At 76.1% G+C, this 15506-nt stretch carries 12 protein-coding genes; 6 read left to right on the top strand and 6 right to left on the bottom strand.

Annotated elements, in window-relative coordinates:
• Nucleotides 1–13 precede the first annotated feature (13 nt).
• From AC5K6T_RS15055 to AC5K6T_RS15030, 6 genes are read right to left on the bottom strand one after another with little or no spacing between them, the layout of a single operon-like run.
• Nucleotides 14–2158 carry a prolyl oligopeptidase family serine peptidase gene (locus AC5K6T_RS15055; RefSeq protein ID WP_493209189.1) on the bottom strand — a complete coding sequence of 715 codons (2145 nt, stop codon included), beginning with the start codon at nucleotides 2156–2158 and terminating at the stop codon, nucleotides 14–16.
• An 11-nt stretch (nucleotides 2159–2169) separates the two neighbouring features.
• Entirely contained in the window at nucleotides 2170–3717 is a 1548-nt protein-coding gene (locus tag AC5K6T_RS15050) for an MFS transporter (protein ID WP_493209187.1), read from the bottom strand.
• Complete coding sequence (locus tag AC5K6T_RS15045) at nucleotides 3714–4640, bottom strand: DUF6895 family protein (RefSeq protein WP_493209186.1); 927 nt, start codon at nucleotides 4638–4640, stop codon at nucleotides 3714–3716. Before AC5K6T_RS15045 ends, AC5K6T_RS15050 begins: the two co-directional genes overlap by 4 nt.
• Nucleotides 4641–4642: 2 nt before the next feature.
• The gene (locus AC5K6T_RS15040; RefSeq protein ID WP_493209184.1) at nucleotides 4643–5926 is read right to left on the bottom strand and encodes a radical SAM protein; all 1284 of its coding nucleotides are present in this window, start codon (nucleotides 5924–5926) and stop codon (nucleotides 4643–4645) included.
• On the bottom strand, nucleotides 5923–6885 hold the full coding sequence (locus AC5K6T_RS15035) for a DUF6895 family protein (protein WP_493209182.1): 963 nt from the start codon (nucleotides 6883–6885) through the stop codon (nucleotides 5923–5925). The genes AC5K6T_RS15040 and AC5K6T_RS15035 overlap by 4 nt, the downstream gene beginning before the upstream one ends.
• Nucleotides 6857–8155 carry a glycosyltransferase gene (locus AC5K6T_RS15030; RefSeq protein WP_493209180.1) on the bottom strand — a complete coding sequence of 433 codons (1299 nt, stop codon included), beginning with the start codon at nucleotides 8153–8155 and terminating at the stop codon, nucleotides 6857–6859. The genes AC5K6T_RS15035 and AC5K6T_RS15030 overlap by 29 nt, the downstream gene beginning before the upstream one ends.
• 535 nt (nucleotides 8156–8690) lie before the next feature.
• Here AC5K6T_RS15030 and AC5K6T_RS15025 point away from each other — a divergent pair.
• The 6 genes from AC5K6T_RS15025 to AC5K6T_RS15000 are packed head-to-tail and all read left to right on the top strand — an operon-like array spanning nucleotide 8691 to nucleotide 15254.
• A complete protein-coding gene (locus AC5K6T_RS15025) occupies nucleotides 8691–9779 on the top strand; it encodes a radical SAM protein (RefSeq protein WP_493209179.1) in 1089 nt (362 codons plus the stop codon).
• Nucleotides 9776–10423 carry a hypothetical protein gene (locus tag AC5K6T_RS15020; protein WP_493209177.1) on the top strand — a complete coding sequence of 216 codons (648 nt, stop codon included), beginning with the start codon at nucleotides 9776–9778 and terminating at the stop codon, nucleotides 10421–10423. The genes AC5K6T_RS15025 and AC5K6T_RS15020 overlap by 4 nt, the downstream gene beginning before the upstream one ends.
• 19 nt (nucleotides 10424–10442) lie before the next feature.
• Nucleotides 10443–10652: an aroma-sacti cluster domain-containing protein gene (locus AC5K6T_RS15015; RefSeq protein WP_493209175.1), complete on the top strand. Its 210-nt coding sequence runs from the start codon at nucleotides 10443–10445 to the stop codon at nucleotides 10650–10652.
• 32 nt (nucleotides 10653–10684) lie between these two features.
• Nucleotides 10685–13822, top strand: a complete 3138-nt coding sequence (locus AC5K6T_RS15010) for an adenylate/guanylate cyclase domain-containing protein (RefSeq protein ID WP_493209173.1) — start codon at nucleotides 10685–10687, stop codon at nucleotides 13820–13822.
• On the top strand, nucleotides 13819–14652 hold the full coding sequence (locus AC5K6T_RS15005) for a S8 family peptidase (RefSeq protein ID WP_493209172.1): 834 nt from the start codon (nucleotides 13819–13821) through the stop codon (nucleotides 14650–14652). The genes AC5K6T_RS15010 and AC5K6T_RS15005 overlap by 4 nt, the downstream gene beginning before the upstream one ends.
• 26 nt (nucleotides 14653–14678) lie before the next feature.
• On the top strand, nucleotides 14679–15254 hold the full coding sequence (locus AC5K6T_RS15000; RefSeq protein ID WP_493209170.1) for a GAF domain-containing protein: 576 nt from the start codon (nucleotides 14679–14681) through the stop codon (nucleotides 15252–15254).
• Nucleotides 15255–15506 lie beyond the last annotated feature (252 nt).

The raw sequence follows: 15506 nt of genomic DNA, 5'->3' as shown, positions 1-15506 counted from the left end.
GGCGGAGTCCGCCTCAGCGGGCTGCCGGGCCGGGATCCGCCGGGGCCGGCAGGCCCACGTGCCGGGCCAGGAAGGCGAGGCACTCGGCCTGCAGGGCCGCCGAGCGGGACGCGGACCGGTCGCCGTGGCCCACGCCGCGCTCCAGCCGCAGCAGAACCGGCCCGGCGCCGGTCGAGGCGTGCTGGAGGGCGGCGCACATCTTGCGGGCGTGCAGCGGGTCGGTCCTGGTGTCGCCGTCCGCGGCGGTCAGCAGCACCGCCGGGTAGGCGGTCCCGGGGGTGACGCGGTGATAGGGGGAGTAGCCGTACAGCGTCGGCAGCATCTGCGGATCCTGCGCGCTGCCGTACTCGGGCGTCCAGCTGGGGCCGAGTCCGGACAGCTCGTAGCGGACCATGTCCAGCAGCGGCGAACTGCACACCACGGCCGCGTACTTCTCCGGCTGCTGGGTCAGGGCCGCGCCGACCAGCAGCCCGCCGTTGGAACCGCCCATGACGGCGAGGCGGCCCGGCTCGGTCCAGCCCTCCTCGATCAGCCGGTCGCCGGCGGCGGCGAAGTCGTCGAAGGTGTTCTGCTTGTTCCGCCCGCTGCCGGCCCGGTGCCAGGCCTCGCCCTCCTCTCCCCCGCCGCGCAGCCCCGCCCAGGCGAAGACCCCTCCGGCCCTGACCCAGGCCAGGACCAGGGCCCGGTAGCGGGGCGACATGGTCCGGCCGAAGCCGCCGTACCCGGTGAGCAGCGCCGGGCGCGGCACGTCCGGGCGGCCGGCCGGGGAGATGACGAACATCCGCACGGTCGTGCCGTCGCGGGAGGGGAAGGCGACCTGGCGGGTGACCGCGCCGCCGGCGCCCGGCGCGTCGGAGGCGTCGCGCTCCCAGCGCGTGACCGCACCCGTGCGCGCGTCGAAGCGGAGCACCCGCGGCGGTGTCACGAAGTCCGTGTAGGCGAAGTAGGCCTCGTGGCCGCCGGGGACGGCCGAGAAGTCGCCGACGGCGCCGGTGCCGGGCAGCGGGAGGGTGGCGATCCGGCGGCCCTCCACCAGGTCGTGCACGGTCACCTCGGCCACCGTGTCCCGGGTCCAGGCGACCAGGCCGAGCGGGTGCTTCAGCTCCGGGCCGGACAGCACGACGACATGCGTCAGCACCGCGTCGGGCCGCTCGGGCACCACCTCGCGCCAGGCGCCGGGGCCGAGCGGGAGTTCGGCCGGCCGGCAGGCGACGACCCGCCCGCGGGGGGCGCCCCGGTCGGTCCGCAGCCATACGGGATCCCGCGGACCGCTGCCGGGCACCGCCCTGAGGCGGGTGGCGGCCGTCCTGCCCTCCTGGACCGGCAGCCACCGGGGGTCCTCCGGCGGGCCGGCGTGCAGGTCCGCCAGGTAGAGGTCGGTGCCGCGTCCGGTGCCCAGGGTGGCCGTGACGCCCAGCCAGCGGCCGTCGGGGGTGACCGAGACGCTGTAGAACTGGGTCCGGTCCCGCCCTTCGCCGAAGACGAGGGCGTCCGTCGCCGGGTCCGTGCCGCGCCGGTGCAGGTAGACCCGGCGGTGGTAGCGCGCCTCCCCGGGGCGGGCGCGGGGGCCGAGGTTCCTGACGTAGTAGAACGCCTCACCGCCGGGCAGCCAGGCGACCGACGACCTGCGCACCCGGTCCACGGGCCCGTCGACAACCTCCCCGGTGGCCACGTCGAGCACCTGGAGCAGGGAGTCCTCCGTGCCGTCCCGGGACACCTGGAAGGCCAGCAGGGCGCCCTCCACGGAGGGTTCCCAGGCGTCGAGCACGGTGCGTCCCGAGGGGTCGAGGGCCGCGGGGTCGAGCAGCACCCGCTCCTCGCCGCCGGCCTCCGCCACCACCAGCACGGGGTGCTCCTGGCCGGCCCGCTGCCGCAGCCAGAACATCCGGTCGCCGCGGACCTCGGGGGATCTGGTGCGGTCGACGGCGTCGATCGCCGCGACCTGGGCCTCCCACCGCCCCAGGTCCTGCCAGGACGCGCGTTGCGCCGCGTAGAGCGCGTCCTGCTCGGCGCCCCAGCGGAGCGTCGCGGCGGACGTCGCGTCCTCCAGCCACCGGTAGGGGTCCGGGACGCGCAGCCCGTGCACGTCCTCGACGACCTCCTGCCGCGGGGCGTCCGGGTGGCGGCGGGCCTGCGTGGTCACGGGATCCTCCCTCATCCGTCGACGGGTCAGAGTTCGTCGGAGCGGTTGACGACGCAGGCGGAGAGTTCCTCCTCGTCCTCGCTGTGGGCGACGACCTCGATGCCGTCGTGGTCGTTCCCGGCCGGTTCGGGGCCGGCGGCGGGACGGGGGTGCTCGGGCATGGTCGTCCTCCTGGGGCGGCGGCGTCCGACGGACCGGACGCGGGTGAGAGCGGCGCGGGTGAGAGCGGCGCGGACGGACGCACGGGTACCGGAGGCGGCGGGGGCCTGCGCGCCCGCGGCGCCCTCCGTGGCGGGCAGGGCGGCCCAGGCGAAGACGCCGGCCGCCACGACGACCAGCCCCGACACGGCGAAGACGGTGTCGACGGGGCCGAAGCGGAGGCCGCCCAGCGAGCCGTCGACGTCCCGCAGCACCGACCCGGCGAGCCAGCCGGACAGGACCGCGGACAGCATGGAGGCCAGCTTCGTCACCGGGTAGAACACCGCCATCACCCGGCCCCGGTAGTCCGGCGGCGCCGCCGCGAGCAGCAGCGGCGACATCGCGGTGTTCAGCACGGTGAGCGGAACGGTGAAGACGAAGAGCAGGGCGACACCCCCGAGGAAGCCGGTCTGCCGGGAGTACGCCATCAGCAGCACCCCGCTCACCAGCAGGCCGAGCCAGGTGGTCCGGCGTGCCCCGAGCCACTGCACCACCCGGCCGCCGCCGAGCGCGCCGGCGATCCCGCCCGCCCCCATCGCCATGCCGAGATACCCGTAGAGGTGGGCGTCCGCATGCAGGTTGTCCGTGGTGAAGAAGACGTTGAGGGTGCTCAGGGCGCCGACCCCGAACTGGCCGATCACGGCCAGCACCAGCAGCGCCACCAGGAACCTGCTGCCCGCGAAGAACCTCAGCCCCTCCATGAACTCCCGGCGCAGACCGGGCCGGTACCGCCCGGCGGGTGCCCCCGCCGCGTTCTGCGCCGCCGGTGTCCGGATGGCGCGGATCGCGACGTACGACACCGCGTACGTCAGGCCGTTGAAGAGCAGGGCCCACTGGAGGCCGGCGGTGAACAGCAGCGGGGCGGCGAGGGGAGGTCCGACGATCCAGGCCGTCTCACCGGTCGCCTGCGCGATGCCCGCCGCGCGGGCGCGGTCCGCCTCCCCGGTCACCAGGTCCGCGAGGACCGCGAAGCGCGCCGGGGCGAAGAACTGGCCGGCCGAGTGCAGCAGCAGGACGGTCGCGTACACCAGGGCCAGCCAGACCCCGTCCGCGAGCGCCCCGGCCGGCAGGAAGGCGACGGCCGTCAGCACGGCCACCACCGCCCCGCGCACCACCTCGGTGCGCAGCATCGTGGCGCGCTTGTCCCACCGGTCCACGAACACGCCCGCGAGCGGTCCGACGACCAGCACGGCCACGCTCGACGCCATCAGGATGCCGCTGACCGCCATCGGCGCCCACGGCTCGTCCTTCGCCAGCACGGTCGCCACCCACAGCACCAGCGTCGTGCTGAAGACCGCGTCGCCGACGGAGGAGACGGCCTGGCCGAACCAGAGCCGGGTGTAGTCGCGGTTGATCAGTGTCGGCAGCCGGCTCATGACGGCCTCGGCGAGGAGACGATCAGTGCCGTCATGGCGGTGACCAGGGTCGTGTGGTACGCCGTGCGGAAGAACTCGCCGGCCGTCGCCGACGCGGGCGCCGCCAGTGCCGCGGACCTCCCCGGGATGGCCCCGTCGGACCGCTGGGCCCGGGTCAGGCACTCCACGGCGGCGGCGCCCTCGGGCGTGCCCAGCGGATCGCCGCCCAGGACGAACTGGGTGAGGACCAGCTCCGCGGCCAGGTCCCACTGGTCGTGCGCGACGCAGTGGAGCAGCATCCGGCGCACCAGGTCCCGCGCGTGCGCCAGCGCTCCCGCGCCGAGACCGGGCGCGGTCCGCCCGAAGTCGCCCGCGTAGAAGCCGGTGTGGGTGAGGGCGTACGCCTGCGGAACGGTGAGCGGGGCCCCGTCCGCGCCCCCCTCCCCCGGCCCGGCGGCGCGGAACGCGACGAGCGGACTGTGCGGAAGCAGTTCGGCCAGCGGCTCGACGCTGTGGCGGACCCGGGCCTTGTCCGCGTAGTAGCGGACCTCGACGCGCTGGTACGGGGACTTGTCCCGCGGCGTGAGGAACCCGGGGTCCAGCCGGCCGAGCGAGGCCCGGACCTGGGTGCCGTCGATCCCGTCGGGCGCCAGCGCGGCGTGGATCAGCCGGTACGTGGACGCGTGCCGGGGGACCTCCTCGAACAGCCGCGGGAGGCCGGGGTCCTGCCAGAGCCTGCGGACCAGGTCCGTCGCCCCGCCGAGCGCGGCCGGCGGGTCCGGGAGGCGGGAGGCGCAGTGGCAGAGCAGCGCCAGTTCCAGCGCGGCCTTCGCCTTCGCGTGGGTCGCCGACCGGGCGCTCGCCGAGAACGGGTCGAAGAACTCCAGGTTCCCGTCCAGCCAGCGCAGCGCACCGGCCGAGAGCCGCTCCAGGGATGAGGACATGTCTACAGGCGCCCCGTCTCGTGCAGATGGTCGAGCAGGGCCGTGTCGACGGAGTCCCGGAACCTCGCGAGCGTCGCCGCGTCCTCGTCGAAGCGGTAGAGGTCCTGGCAGGCGATCCAGCGGTCACCGGTCACCGCTTCGGGAAGATAGCCGTCGGTGACGGTGCCGACCTCCCAGTCGGGCTTGCCCGCGGTCTCCCAGCAGCTCGCCAGGGTGCCGTCCGCGCTCACCACCGCGCCGTAGCGGCCGTCGGTGTGGCCGCAGGTGACACACGTCTTGCGGGCGCCGGGCCGGCTCACCGTGAACCCGAGGTCGAGCGCCCGGCGCTGCCACCGCACGAACGAGTCCGCCAACTCGCCCGTGTGCAGCAGGCTGTTGGCGTAGCCGACCCCCACGTCGCCGATGCGGGCGAAGTACAGCGTGCACCGGGCGGGGTCGAGCGCGGCGGCGAGCCGGTCGATCAGCGCGTCCACGCCGTGGAAGGTCTCCTGGGAGACGTTCACCCGCAGGGTCCACCGGATCGGCGTCTCCTCGGTCGCCCGCACCAGATTGCGGACGATCTTGTCGAAGGTGGCGCCGCCGTCCGCCCGGCCGATCCGGATCCGGTCGTGGTCGTCACGGTCCCCGTCGAAGGTGACCTGGACGGACGTCAGTCCCAGACCGGCGAGCCGGCGGGCCAGGGACGGGGTGAGCAGGGTCGCGTTGGAGATCATCCAGGCCGAGGTCGGGGCCAGCCGCGCGGCCCGCTCCAGCAGTTCCACGCAGCCGCGCGGATTGAGCAGGGGCTCGCCGCCGAACAGCAGGATCCTGAGGCTGTCCAGGCCCGCGGCCGCCATCCGCCGCTCGGTGAAGCCGAGGATCGAGGTGATCGTCTCCGAGGTGAGGCGGCTGCGCCCGATCCGCGGCGGCCGGCTTCCGCCCCCCTCGTCCTGGGCCGTGTTCTGGAAGCAGTAGCCGCAGCCCAGGTTGCAGTGGGTGCTGGTGAGCACGGTCAGCGCGTACGCGCGGATGCCGGGCGCGGTGAGCATGCCGCTCTCACGCAGCCGCTGCTCCGCCCCGGGACGCAGGGCCCCCTCGGCGGTGACGTGCCGCCCGCTCAGGCGGGCCACCCCGCCCGGACCGAGGAACCACCAGTTCCGCGCGCCCTTGAGCAGACGCGCCCCGGAGGGGAGCGCCGCGGCGCCCTCACGGTCCGCCCCCGGCCGGGCGCGCACGGTCCGGCCGATGTCCAGGACCCCGCCGGTCCCCGCCGCCGCGCCGGTGCCCACCGCTCGGTCGATGCTCATCGTGCCTCCCGCAGGGGTGCCGCGCCGGTCAGGGAAGGTGTCCTCGCACGGCCGCCGTCGACGATGAGCGTCATCAGCGCCACCACGAGGGTCACCTTGTAGGACGTGCGGAAGTACTCCACGGACGTCGCCCCGGCCGGGGGCCGCTCGGCGGCGCACCGGCCGGGGACCGCCCCGTCGGGAGCCTGCGCCCCGGCGAGCATCCGCAGCCCGGCCGCGCCCGACGGGGTCCGCCGCGGATCGGCGCCCAGGCAGTGCTGGGCGAGCAGCAGCTTCGCGACGACGTCCCAGTCGCCGACCGCCACGCAGCGGTCGGTCAGCCGTTCCACCACGCGCAGCGCACGATCCCGGTCCTCCCCGGTGAGACCGGGATCGCGGAAGCCGAAGTCGCTGAGGTAGAAGAGCGTGTGGGCGACCAGGCAGCCGTCCAGGTCGGCCGCCGGCAGGGTGCCGGCCCGGGGCAGCGGGCTCGCCTCGTACAGTTCCCCGTACGACGCGAACCGGTGTCCGGCACCGGCCATGTCGGCGTAGAACCGCGCCTCCAGCTGGAGGAACGGCGGCTTGCGGCCCGGGGTCAGATAGCTGCCGCCCGTCAGCCGGGCCAGCACGGCCCCGGGCGCCCCGGTGGCGGTGCCCGCCGGTGCCAGCGCCGCGTACATCAGCTCGAACTGCCGTGTGTACCTGCGCTCCAGAGTCAGCAGCTGGGGGAAGTCGGGGCGTCGCCAGACCTGTTCGACCACCGCGGTCACCGCGGACAGGGCGGGGTCCGCGGGCGCGCACCTCTCCCAGTAGCGGCGCAGCATCGCCAGCTGGAGGAGCGCCTTCACCCGCGGTGTCGCCGGCAGTTCGGCGTGCGCGGCCGGGGTGTCGAGGTAGGCGGCGTGCAGCCCGATCCACCGCCGCGCGCCCGCCGACAGGCTGGTCACGGCCTCATCGAGGCCTGCTGGTCGCGTACTCATACTTCTCCTTCGAGGAAGCGGCGGCTCCGGCAGGGGACGAGGCTGAGGCCCCGGCGGGTGACGGGGTCGCGGCGGCCCCGGCAGGCGGCGCGGCGGCCGTCCCGGCCGGAGAGAGGGCGGCGGCCCCGGCCACCTGTTCGACGGCGTCGGCCGCGCCCGCCGCGCCGTCGGCCGCGGCCAGCCTGCCGCCGAGCGCCCGGGCGCGGTCGCGCAGAGCGTCGCTGCGCCACGCGGACTCCAGCAGCGCCGAAGCCGCAACGGACGGGCTCCTGGGGAAGTGCACGGCCACTCCGGCCCGCAGGCAGGCGCCGGTGAGCAGGGGCTGTTCGGAGCCGTTGGGCGACAGCGCGAGAGGCAGCCCGCGCAGCAGGGCGGCGAGCACCGGGGCTGAGGTGCCGTTGCTCAGCACCAGCCCGGCGCGGTCGACGAGCGGCGCCATCCACCGCTTGCGGACCAGCAGGATGTCGGCGTCCGGGGCGGGCCGCGGGTCGGTGGACCGGCCCTGCTCGACCACGGCCTGGAACCGGCCGCCGGTGAACGCCTCGTTGAGCCGGGGCCACAGGCTCTTGCCCTCGAAGAACCGGCCCAGGTGGACATAGACGACGGGCTTGCCGGACCGTGCCAGGTGTTCCTCGACGGCCTCGACCTCCGCCGGTTCGGGCCTCGGCTCCCAGGACAGCGGCCCCACGTGCCGTACCCGCCGGGGCAGACGCGCCCCCGGAAACTCCAGCTCCGGGTCGCCGCGCAGCAGCAAGGCGTCGCCGAGCAGCGGCTCGTCCCCCCACCGACAGGCGCGCCCCGCCAGGCCGGTCTGCTCCCGCAGGTCGGTGTAGAAGCGCAGGCAGTCGCGGGTCCGGCTGGCCCGGGTCCGGCCCAGCTGCGGCTCGTCCTCGCCGCCCGCGCGGTAGTCCCACAGGTGGACCGAGAGCCCGACCACCACCACGGGGATGTCCAGGGTCTCGGCGGCGAGCAGGGCCCCGGTGCACAGTACGGAGGTGACCAGCGCGTCGGCACCCGTCTGACGGGCCGCGCGGAGCGTCGCCCGGTACTGCGCCGGACCGGAGGGTCCCCACCAGGTGGCGGAGAACGCCCGGCGGCCGCCGAAGTCCTCCGCCGCCGCGAACGGCAGGCCGGCGTCGGCGGCGACGGTTGCCGCCGTGGACCGGCCCAGTACGTCCACGTCGTGGCCCCGGCGGCGCAGTTCCCGCCCGGCCGCGATCGCCGGGTAGAGGTAGCCGCCGTCGCTGAGCGGGCAGAGGAGGATCTTCACGACGTGCGCTCCCTCGGCTTCCTGGGGTCCGTCGCCCTGGTGGCCGCGGGCCCCCGGTCCCGGGCGGGATGTGCCGGGAACCGGGGGGCCCGCGCGGTGCTCAGGGCTCGATGACGAGGTGTCAGTTGAGCTCGCTGGAGTGGTTGACGACGCAGCCGGCCTCGGCCTCTTCGTCCTCGCTGTGGGCGACGACCTCGATGTCCTCGTTCTCCGTCGGCTCGGGGTTCGTGTTCTCGGGCATGTGCTCCTCCTTGGTCGACGGCGTCGCTGCGCCGGCTGAGCAGGAACCTACGGACCCGCGGTATGGGAACGCCTGGCCGCCGGCTGGGCGCCGGTATACACCGACGCCGCCGGCCGGATCGCCCCCGCCGGCCCTCCGCCCGCACCGTCCCGCCACGGCCTTCCGGTGGCGCCGGCCTGGTGTTCAACCGATCCCCAGGCGTTCGTGAACCGGAAGCGTGCCGCGCCCGGGCATGCTCCGGGCCATGCCCCGCGCGCGGCACGAGCACGCGGCGGCCGACCCCAAGGAGGCGCCATGGAGCTGGCGGAGCTCATCGGACTGCGCCCCGTGCCGTGCGGCGGTCTCCTGGTGGCGCTGACCCGCCGCTGCCCCATGAGCTGCGCGCACTGCTCCACCGGATCCTCGCCGTCCGCCGCCGAACGGCCCGATGCGGAGCAACTGCTGCGCTTCGTCGACTCGTTCGGCACCACCGACCGCCCCGAAGCGGTCATGCTCACCGGAGGCGAACCGCTGCTGCTGCCCGGACTCGCCGCCCGGCTGGCCGGCCTCGCCCGGGCGAAGGGCGCCCGCGTCGCCCTGCTCAGCGGGATGTTCTTCGCCCGCGACGGACGCGTCCCGGACCGGATCATGCGGGCGATCAGCGCCCTCGACCACTTCTCGGCGAGCATGGACGTCCACCACGAACGCGAGGTCCCGCGCCCGCACGTGCTGAGCGCCCTGCGCGCCGTGCTCGACGCCGGGACACCGGTCAGCGTCCACCTCACCGGCAACGGCCCCGACGACCCGTACACGGCGGACGTCGTCGCGGACGTCCGCCGCGCCTTCGGCGGCCGGGTCCCGCTGCTGGTCAACGAGATACGGCCGCTGGGCCGCGCGGCCGCCGCGGGTCTCGTGCGGAGCGCGCCGTCCGGTGCCGGGGGCTCCGGACCGGCGCCGTGCACCCTCGCCGCCTGGCCGGTGATCACCTTCGACGGGACCGTCACCGCCTGCTGCAACCAGTGGACGGTGGACCGGCGGCCCGTGCCCCCGCACCTGCGCCTCGGGCACATCGCCGACGACGACTGGCAGACCGTCCGCGCGCGCTCCCTCTCCTCCCCGGTGCTGCGCGTGCTGCGCGCCGCGGGACCGCTGCGGCTGCACGAGCGCTCCGGCAGCGCCGCCCCGGCGGGCTACTGCCGCGCCTGCCACGCGCTCGCCGACCGGCCGGACCTGCTCGCCGACGCGGCCCGGGACGCCGGCGGCCGCGTCGGGGAACTCCTCGACCGGCTCAGCGCCCGGCAGCAGCTCGCCGCCGGACCCGCCGCCCTGGTGCGCCGCATGGGCTGCGCCCCCTACGCGCACCTGGTCGAAGCACCGGCCGCGCAGCAGGCGGCCGGCCGGTGACCGCCGCCGCGTCCCTCGCGCTGAGCACCAAGCTCGCGCCCGCGGACCCGGTGCTGCGGGCCGCGACGGCGGCCCTGTGGCGACCGGACGGACTGCGCCGCCGCTACCCCCGCTATCTGGCCGCCATGCACGCGCTGGTACGGGCCTCGGTACCGCTGCTGGAACGCGCCGCGGAGCGGTCCGCCGAACGGGACGACCCGGCCTCACGGCGCCTGGCCGCCTACTGCGCCCGGCACGCCGAGGAGGAGCGCGACCACGACGCCTGGCTGCTGGAGGACCTCGCCGCCGTCGGCGCCGGCCCCGCCGCCGTGCCCCACCCGGTCGTCGTCGAACTCGCCGGGGCGCAGTACTACCGGATCGAGCACGAGCACCCCGTCGCCCTGCTCGGCTACATCGCGGTCCTGGAGGGCAACGCGCCGGGTCCCCGGCTCGCGGACCGTCTCGCCGAGACCACCGGATGGCCGCCCGCCGCGTTCCGCACCGTCCGGGAACACGCCGAGCTGGACGGCGGACACGTCGACGACCTGCACCGGGAGCTCGACGCCCTGGCGCTGCCCGCGCACCGCCAGACCGCCGTCTGCGTCAGCGCGCTGCACACCGCGGGTCTGCTCGCCCGTCTCTTCCTCGCCCTCGCCGCCGACTGACGAAAGGACACCGACACCCGTGACCGACCATGCCGCGCCCCGGCCCACCCTGGAGGCCCTCACCGCCGCGGGATTCGACGTCGACGCCCTCAGCGAGGAGCAGCTGGAGGTGGTGGCGGCGCTGACCCCCGAGGAACTCGCCCTGCTCGTGGACATCAGGGGCCGGCTCGACGCGGCGGCCCCCGAGGTGCAGGCCCACGCCGAGGTGGCGGGCGGCGCCCTCTTCTGACCCCCGCCGCCCCGTCCGACCCGGAGGAACCCATGTCCTGCTCCTCGTGCCGGAGCGCCACCCCGCCCGGCGCCCGGTTCTGCCCCTCCTGCGGCAGCCCCTGCGCCCCCGGCCCGGTCACGGCCAGGCCGACCGGCCGCAAGGTGGTGACCCTCCTCTTCAGCGACCTGGTGGGGTCCACGGCGCTGTCCGGAGCCCTGGACGCCGAGACCCTGCGTTCGGTGACGCTGCGCTGGTTCCATCTGATGCGGCAGCGGATCGAGGAGCAGGGCGGAACGGTGGAGAAGTTCATCGGGGACGCCGTGATGGCCGTGTTCGGCGTGCCGACCGTGCACGAGGACGACGCCCGCCGCGCGGTCGCCGCCGCCCTCGCCATGCGGGAGGCCCTCGACGGGTTCAACGCCCGGCTGGAAGGCGCCGTCGGCGTCCGGCTGGAGATGCGCATCGGTATCAACACCGGCCAGGTGGTGACGGGTTCGGCCAGCGAACGGCAGGCCATGGTCTCCGGCGAGGCCGTCAACATCGCCGCGCGGCTGGAACAGAACGCCGCCGCGGGCGAGATCCTCCTCGGCCCCGGCACCCTCGCGGCCGCCGGTCCCGGGCTCCGCACCGCACCGACCGGCCCGCTGCTGCTCAAGGGCAAGCGCGACCGGGTCACCGCCCACCGCCTGCTCGGCCTCGACGAGGAGGACGGCCCCGAGGCGCTGCGCCGCTTCGACCTCGCCTTCGTCGGACGCACCCGCGAACTGGGGCTCCTCGACGCGGCCCTGGACGGCGCCACCCGTGCCCGGCGGACCGCCCGTGTGCTGGTGGCCGGCGAGGCCGGACAGGGCAAGACCCGGCTCGTCCGCGAATGGCTGCACCGCACGGCCGCAGGCGCCGGCGGCCTCCGCCACGGCGTCGGGCGCTGCCGCGCCCGCGGCGAACAGCCCAGCCTCGGACCGCTCGCCGACGCGGTGACCGGCCTGCTCGGCGCCGGCCCCGTCCCGCACTCCCCCGAACTGGAGCTGCTCCGCAAGGGCCTGCTCCTGGACGGCACCCCCACCCCGTCGCCGGCCGACACCTGCGCCGCGCTCGCCAGGGTCCTCGCCGACCTGGGCGGCAGCGGGCCCGTCGTGCTCGTGCTCGACGACTGCCACTGGGCGGCGCAGCCCCTGTTCGACGCGCTCGACCGGTTGCAGCGCACGCTGACCGACGCGCCCGTGCTGATTGTTCTGCTCACCCGCCCCCAGCTGTTCGACGTACGGCCCGAGTCGGCGCCCGGCGCCGTCCTGCTCGGCGGTCTGTCCGACGCCGAGGCACAGCGGCTCGCGGCCAGGCTGACCGGAGGCACGGGCGACGGCGAACCGGACGAGCCACTGGCTCCCGCGGTCCTGGCCCGGGTCGGCGGGAACCCCCTGCACCTGGAGCAACTGCTCCTCGCCGGCGGGCCCGTCGACGCCGACAGCGTGCCGCTCCCGCTCCAGGCTCTGATCGGCGCCCGGATCGACGCGCTCGACCCGCCCGAACACCGCGCCCTCGGCCTGGCGTCCGTCCTCGGCGGCGAGTTCACCGCCGGGGAACTGACCGCCCTGGCCGGACCCGCCGAGCAGCTGTGGACCGGGTCCGGGCTCCGCTCCACCCTGCACCGTCTGGTCCGGCACCGTCTGATCCGCCCGGACGGCGGGGCCTTCCGCTTCGCCGGAGGCCTGATCCAGGAGGTCGTCTACGCCAGCCAGTCCAAGCAGGACCGGGCCGACCGGCACGAACGGGCGGTGCGCCTGCCGTCGGTACGGGCGCGCGGCAGGGCCGCGGTCGGCGCCCACCTGGATCAGGCGTACCGCTACCGGGCCGAGCTGGGCGCCCAGGACGCGCACACCGACGGGCTGCGGCTGCGCGCCGCGGACGCCCTCGCCGAGGCCGGCCGGCTGGCCCTCGCCCACGCCGACCCCGTGTGGGCCGCCGACCTGCTCTCCAGGGCCGCCGACCGGTACGGCCCCGGCGAGCCCGGCAGCACGGCGACCCGGCGGCGGCTCGGGCAGACGCTGCTGGACCTCGGGCGCGGCCCGGAGGGCCGGACGCTGCTGGTGGAGGTGCTGGCCGAGGGCGCGGACCCGGTCGAGGAGGCCCATGCGCGCCTCGCCCTGGCCTTCGCGGGCGGGCCCGCGGGAGAGACCGGGTCACCCGCGGACACCGCAGGTGCCGCCCTGCCCGTCTTCGAGGCGGCGGGCGACGAACTCGGCCAGGCCAGGGCCTGTCTGCGGCTGGCGCAGCGGGCCCAGGAGCAGGGCCGGCACGGGGCGGCCGAACAGCTGCTGGCCCGGGCCACGGACCACGCGGTGCGCGCCGGCGCCGAGCCGGAGCGGGCCGCGGCCCTCGGCGCGCTGGGCGTCTCCCTGTGGCGCGGCCCGCAGCCGGTCGCGGACGCCCTCATCCGCTGCCGGACGCTCCTCGACGGCCAGGGACCCGACCGCAGGGCGGTCCGGCTGACGCTCAACTGCCCCCTCGCGGTGCTGCTGGCCCTGCACGACGACCCGGCGGGGGCCCAGGCCTGTCTCGCGGAGGCCGAGCACCTCGCCAAGCGGCTCGGCTACGCGGAGGCCGAGGCCTTCCTGCCGATCTTCGCGGCGACCGTGGCGGAGCTGGCGGGCCGCCGGGAGGACGCGCTGGCCGGCCTGGAGCGGGCCGCCGGCGCCGCCCGCGGCCTGGGCGCCGCGGCCCTGCTGCGCAGCGCGCTGCTCGACACGGCCCGGCTCCGGCTGGACCTGGGCGAGCCGGGCGCCGCGCTCACCGCGCTCGCCGAACTGGACGGTCTGCGCGCGGGGCCGGCCCGGCCGCACGCGGAGGCGGCCGATCTGGACGGTCTGCGCGCCCGGCTGGCCGCCGGCCGCGGTGACGCCGCGACCGCCGGACGGCTCTCCGCCCGGGCGCGCGCCACCGCGGCCGGCACCGACTCGCCGATCGTGCAAGGCCTCGCCGCCCTCGACCACGCCCGCGCGGCCCTCGACCTGGAGCGGCCGGCCGAGGCGGCCGAGGCCGCGGCGCGGGCCCGACGGTGCTTCGACGCCAAGGGGCATCTGCCCGCCGTACGCCGGGCCGAGGCCGTGGCCGCCCGCTGCCGCGGCCGGTCCCCGGAGCCCCGCCCCGCCGCCGTACAGTCCACCGGAGCCGGACAGGAGGCACCACGATGACCACCGCGCGACCACCCGCGCCCGCCCTCACCTGGGGTCTCAGGGGCCGGGGCCTCGCGGACGTGCCCGTGGAGGCCGACGGCCCCCCGGATCCGCCCGAGGGACGTCTCGTCGGCGGCACCGGCCGGGGCGTGCGCGTCTGCGTGGTCGACTCGGGCGTCGAACAGGACCATCCGATGATCGGCCCGCTGGCCGGCTCGTGGCGGGTCGTCAAGGACGACGAGGGGATCCGCGTCGAGGAGACGGACGAGGGTGACGCCTGCGGCCACGGCACCGCCTGCGCCGGCATCGTCCGCCGTACCGCGCCGGACTGCGAACTGACCAGCGTACGGGTGCTCGGCGAGCGCTTCTCCGGCAGCGGGGACGTCCTGCTCGAAGGGATCCGGTGGGCGGTGCGGCAGCGGTTCGACGTGGTGAACCTCAGCCTGTCCACCAGCCATGAGCGGTTCGCCACGGAGCTGCGCCGGCTGGCCGACGAGGCGTACTTCCAGCGCACGGTGATCGTCGCCGCGGCGCACAACACGCACGTGGAGAGCTTTCCGTGGCGGTTCTCCTCGGTGATCTCGGTCGGCAGCCACCAGGAGAACGACCCGGACCTCCACCTCTACAACCCCGAGCCGCCGGTGGAGTTCTTCGCTCCCGGGCAGCGCGTCGAGGTGGCCTGGCTCGGCGGCACGTCGATCCGCAGCTCCGGCAACAGCTTCGCCACGCCGTTCATCGCCGGGCTGTGCGCACGGATCCTGTCCAGCCGCCCGCTTCTGACGCCCTTTCAGCTGAAGAACGCCCTGTACCTGTCCGCAGCCAACGTCCATGTCCATGGACGCCGGTGACGACCGGCGCCGGAAGGGAACCCCACATGGCCCAGACGATCACCTCCGTCGCCTCACCGACCTCCCGGCCGGACCCGGCCCTGGCGGAGCTGCTGCAGTCGGTGGTGGACACCGCACGTGCCCTCTTCGGCGCGCAGGCCAGCTCCATCCTGCTGCTGGACGCCGCCGCGGACGAGCTGGTCTTCGAGGCCGTCTCCGGGCAGGGGCAGGAGTTCCTGGTGGGCCGGCGGTTCGCGGCGGGCCGCGGCATCGCCGGGTGGGTCGCCGCCGCGGGAGAGCCGATGGTGGTGGACGACCTCCACCGCAGCACCGCCTTCGACCGGGACATCGCCGAGTCCACCGGCTACGTCCCCGACGCCCTGATGGCCGCCCCTCTCGTACGCGGCCACCGGGTCCTCGGCGTCCTGGAGGTGCTCGACCCGTCCCCGCAGGCCCGGTCCGGCCTTCCCGAGCTGGACCTGCTGTGTCTGTTCGCCCGCCAGGCCGCCGTCGCCCTGCACGTCCTGACCACCCGCACCGCGCAGGCGGCGGCCCCGGCCGACCCCTCCCGCGACGAGCTGCTGCACCTCCTCTCGAAGGCCCGGCGCCTGCTGGAGGAGTGAGGGGCCGGCAGAGCGCCGGGCGCCGGGGCGGGCGCGGCCGGCGCCGGCGGACCGGCGGACCGTCCCCCCACCGGGCCGGGCGGCGGACGCCGCACGCGAGGCGGCCGGCCGGGACCTGCCCGCCGCCCCTTGCGGGACAGCGGGCAGGCGTGCCGCCCGCCTCTCTGACATCGTTGTCGGAGCGTGCTCTGCGAGGGTGCGGCGCGCTACCGCGCGAGGCGGGCCCGCCGGGGGGAGCAGGGCGTGCGGCGA

The sequence above is a fragment of the Streptomyces sp. B8-7 genome, from assembly GCF_058833805.1.
This window is presented reverse-complemented; position numbering and strand designations above follow the sequence as displayed.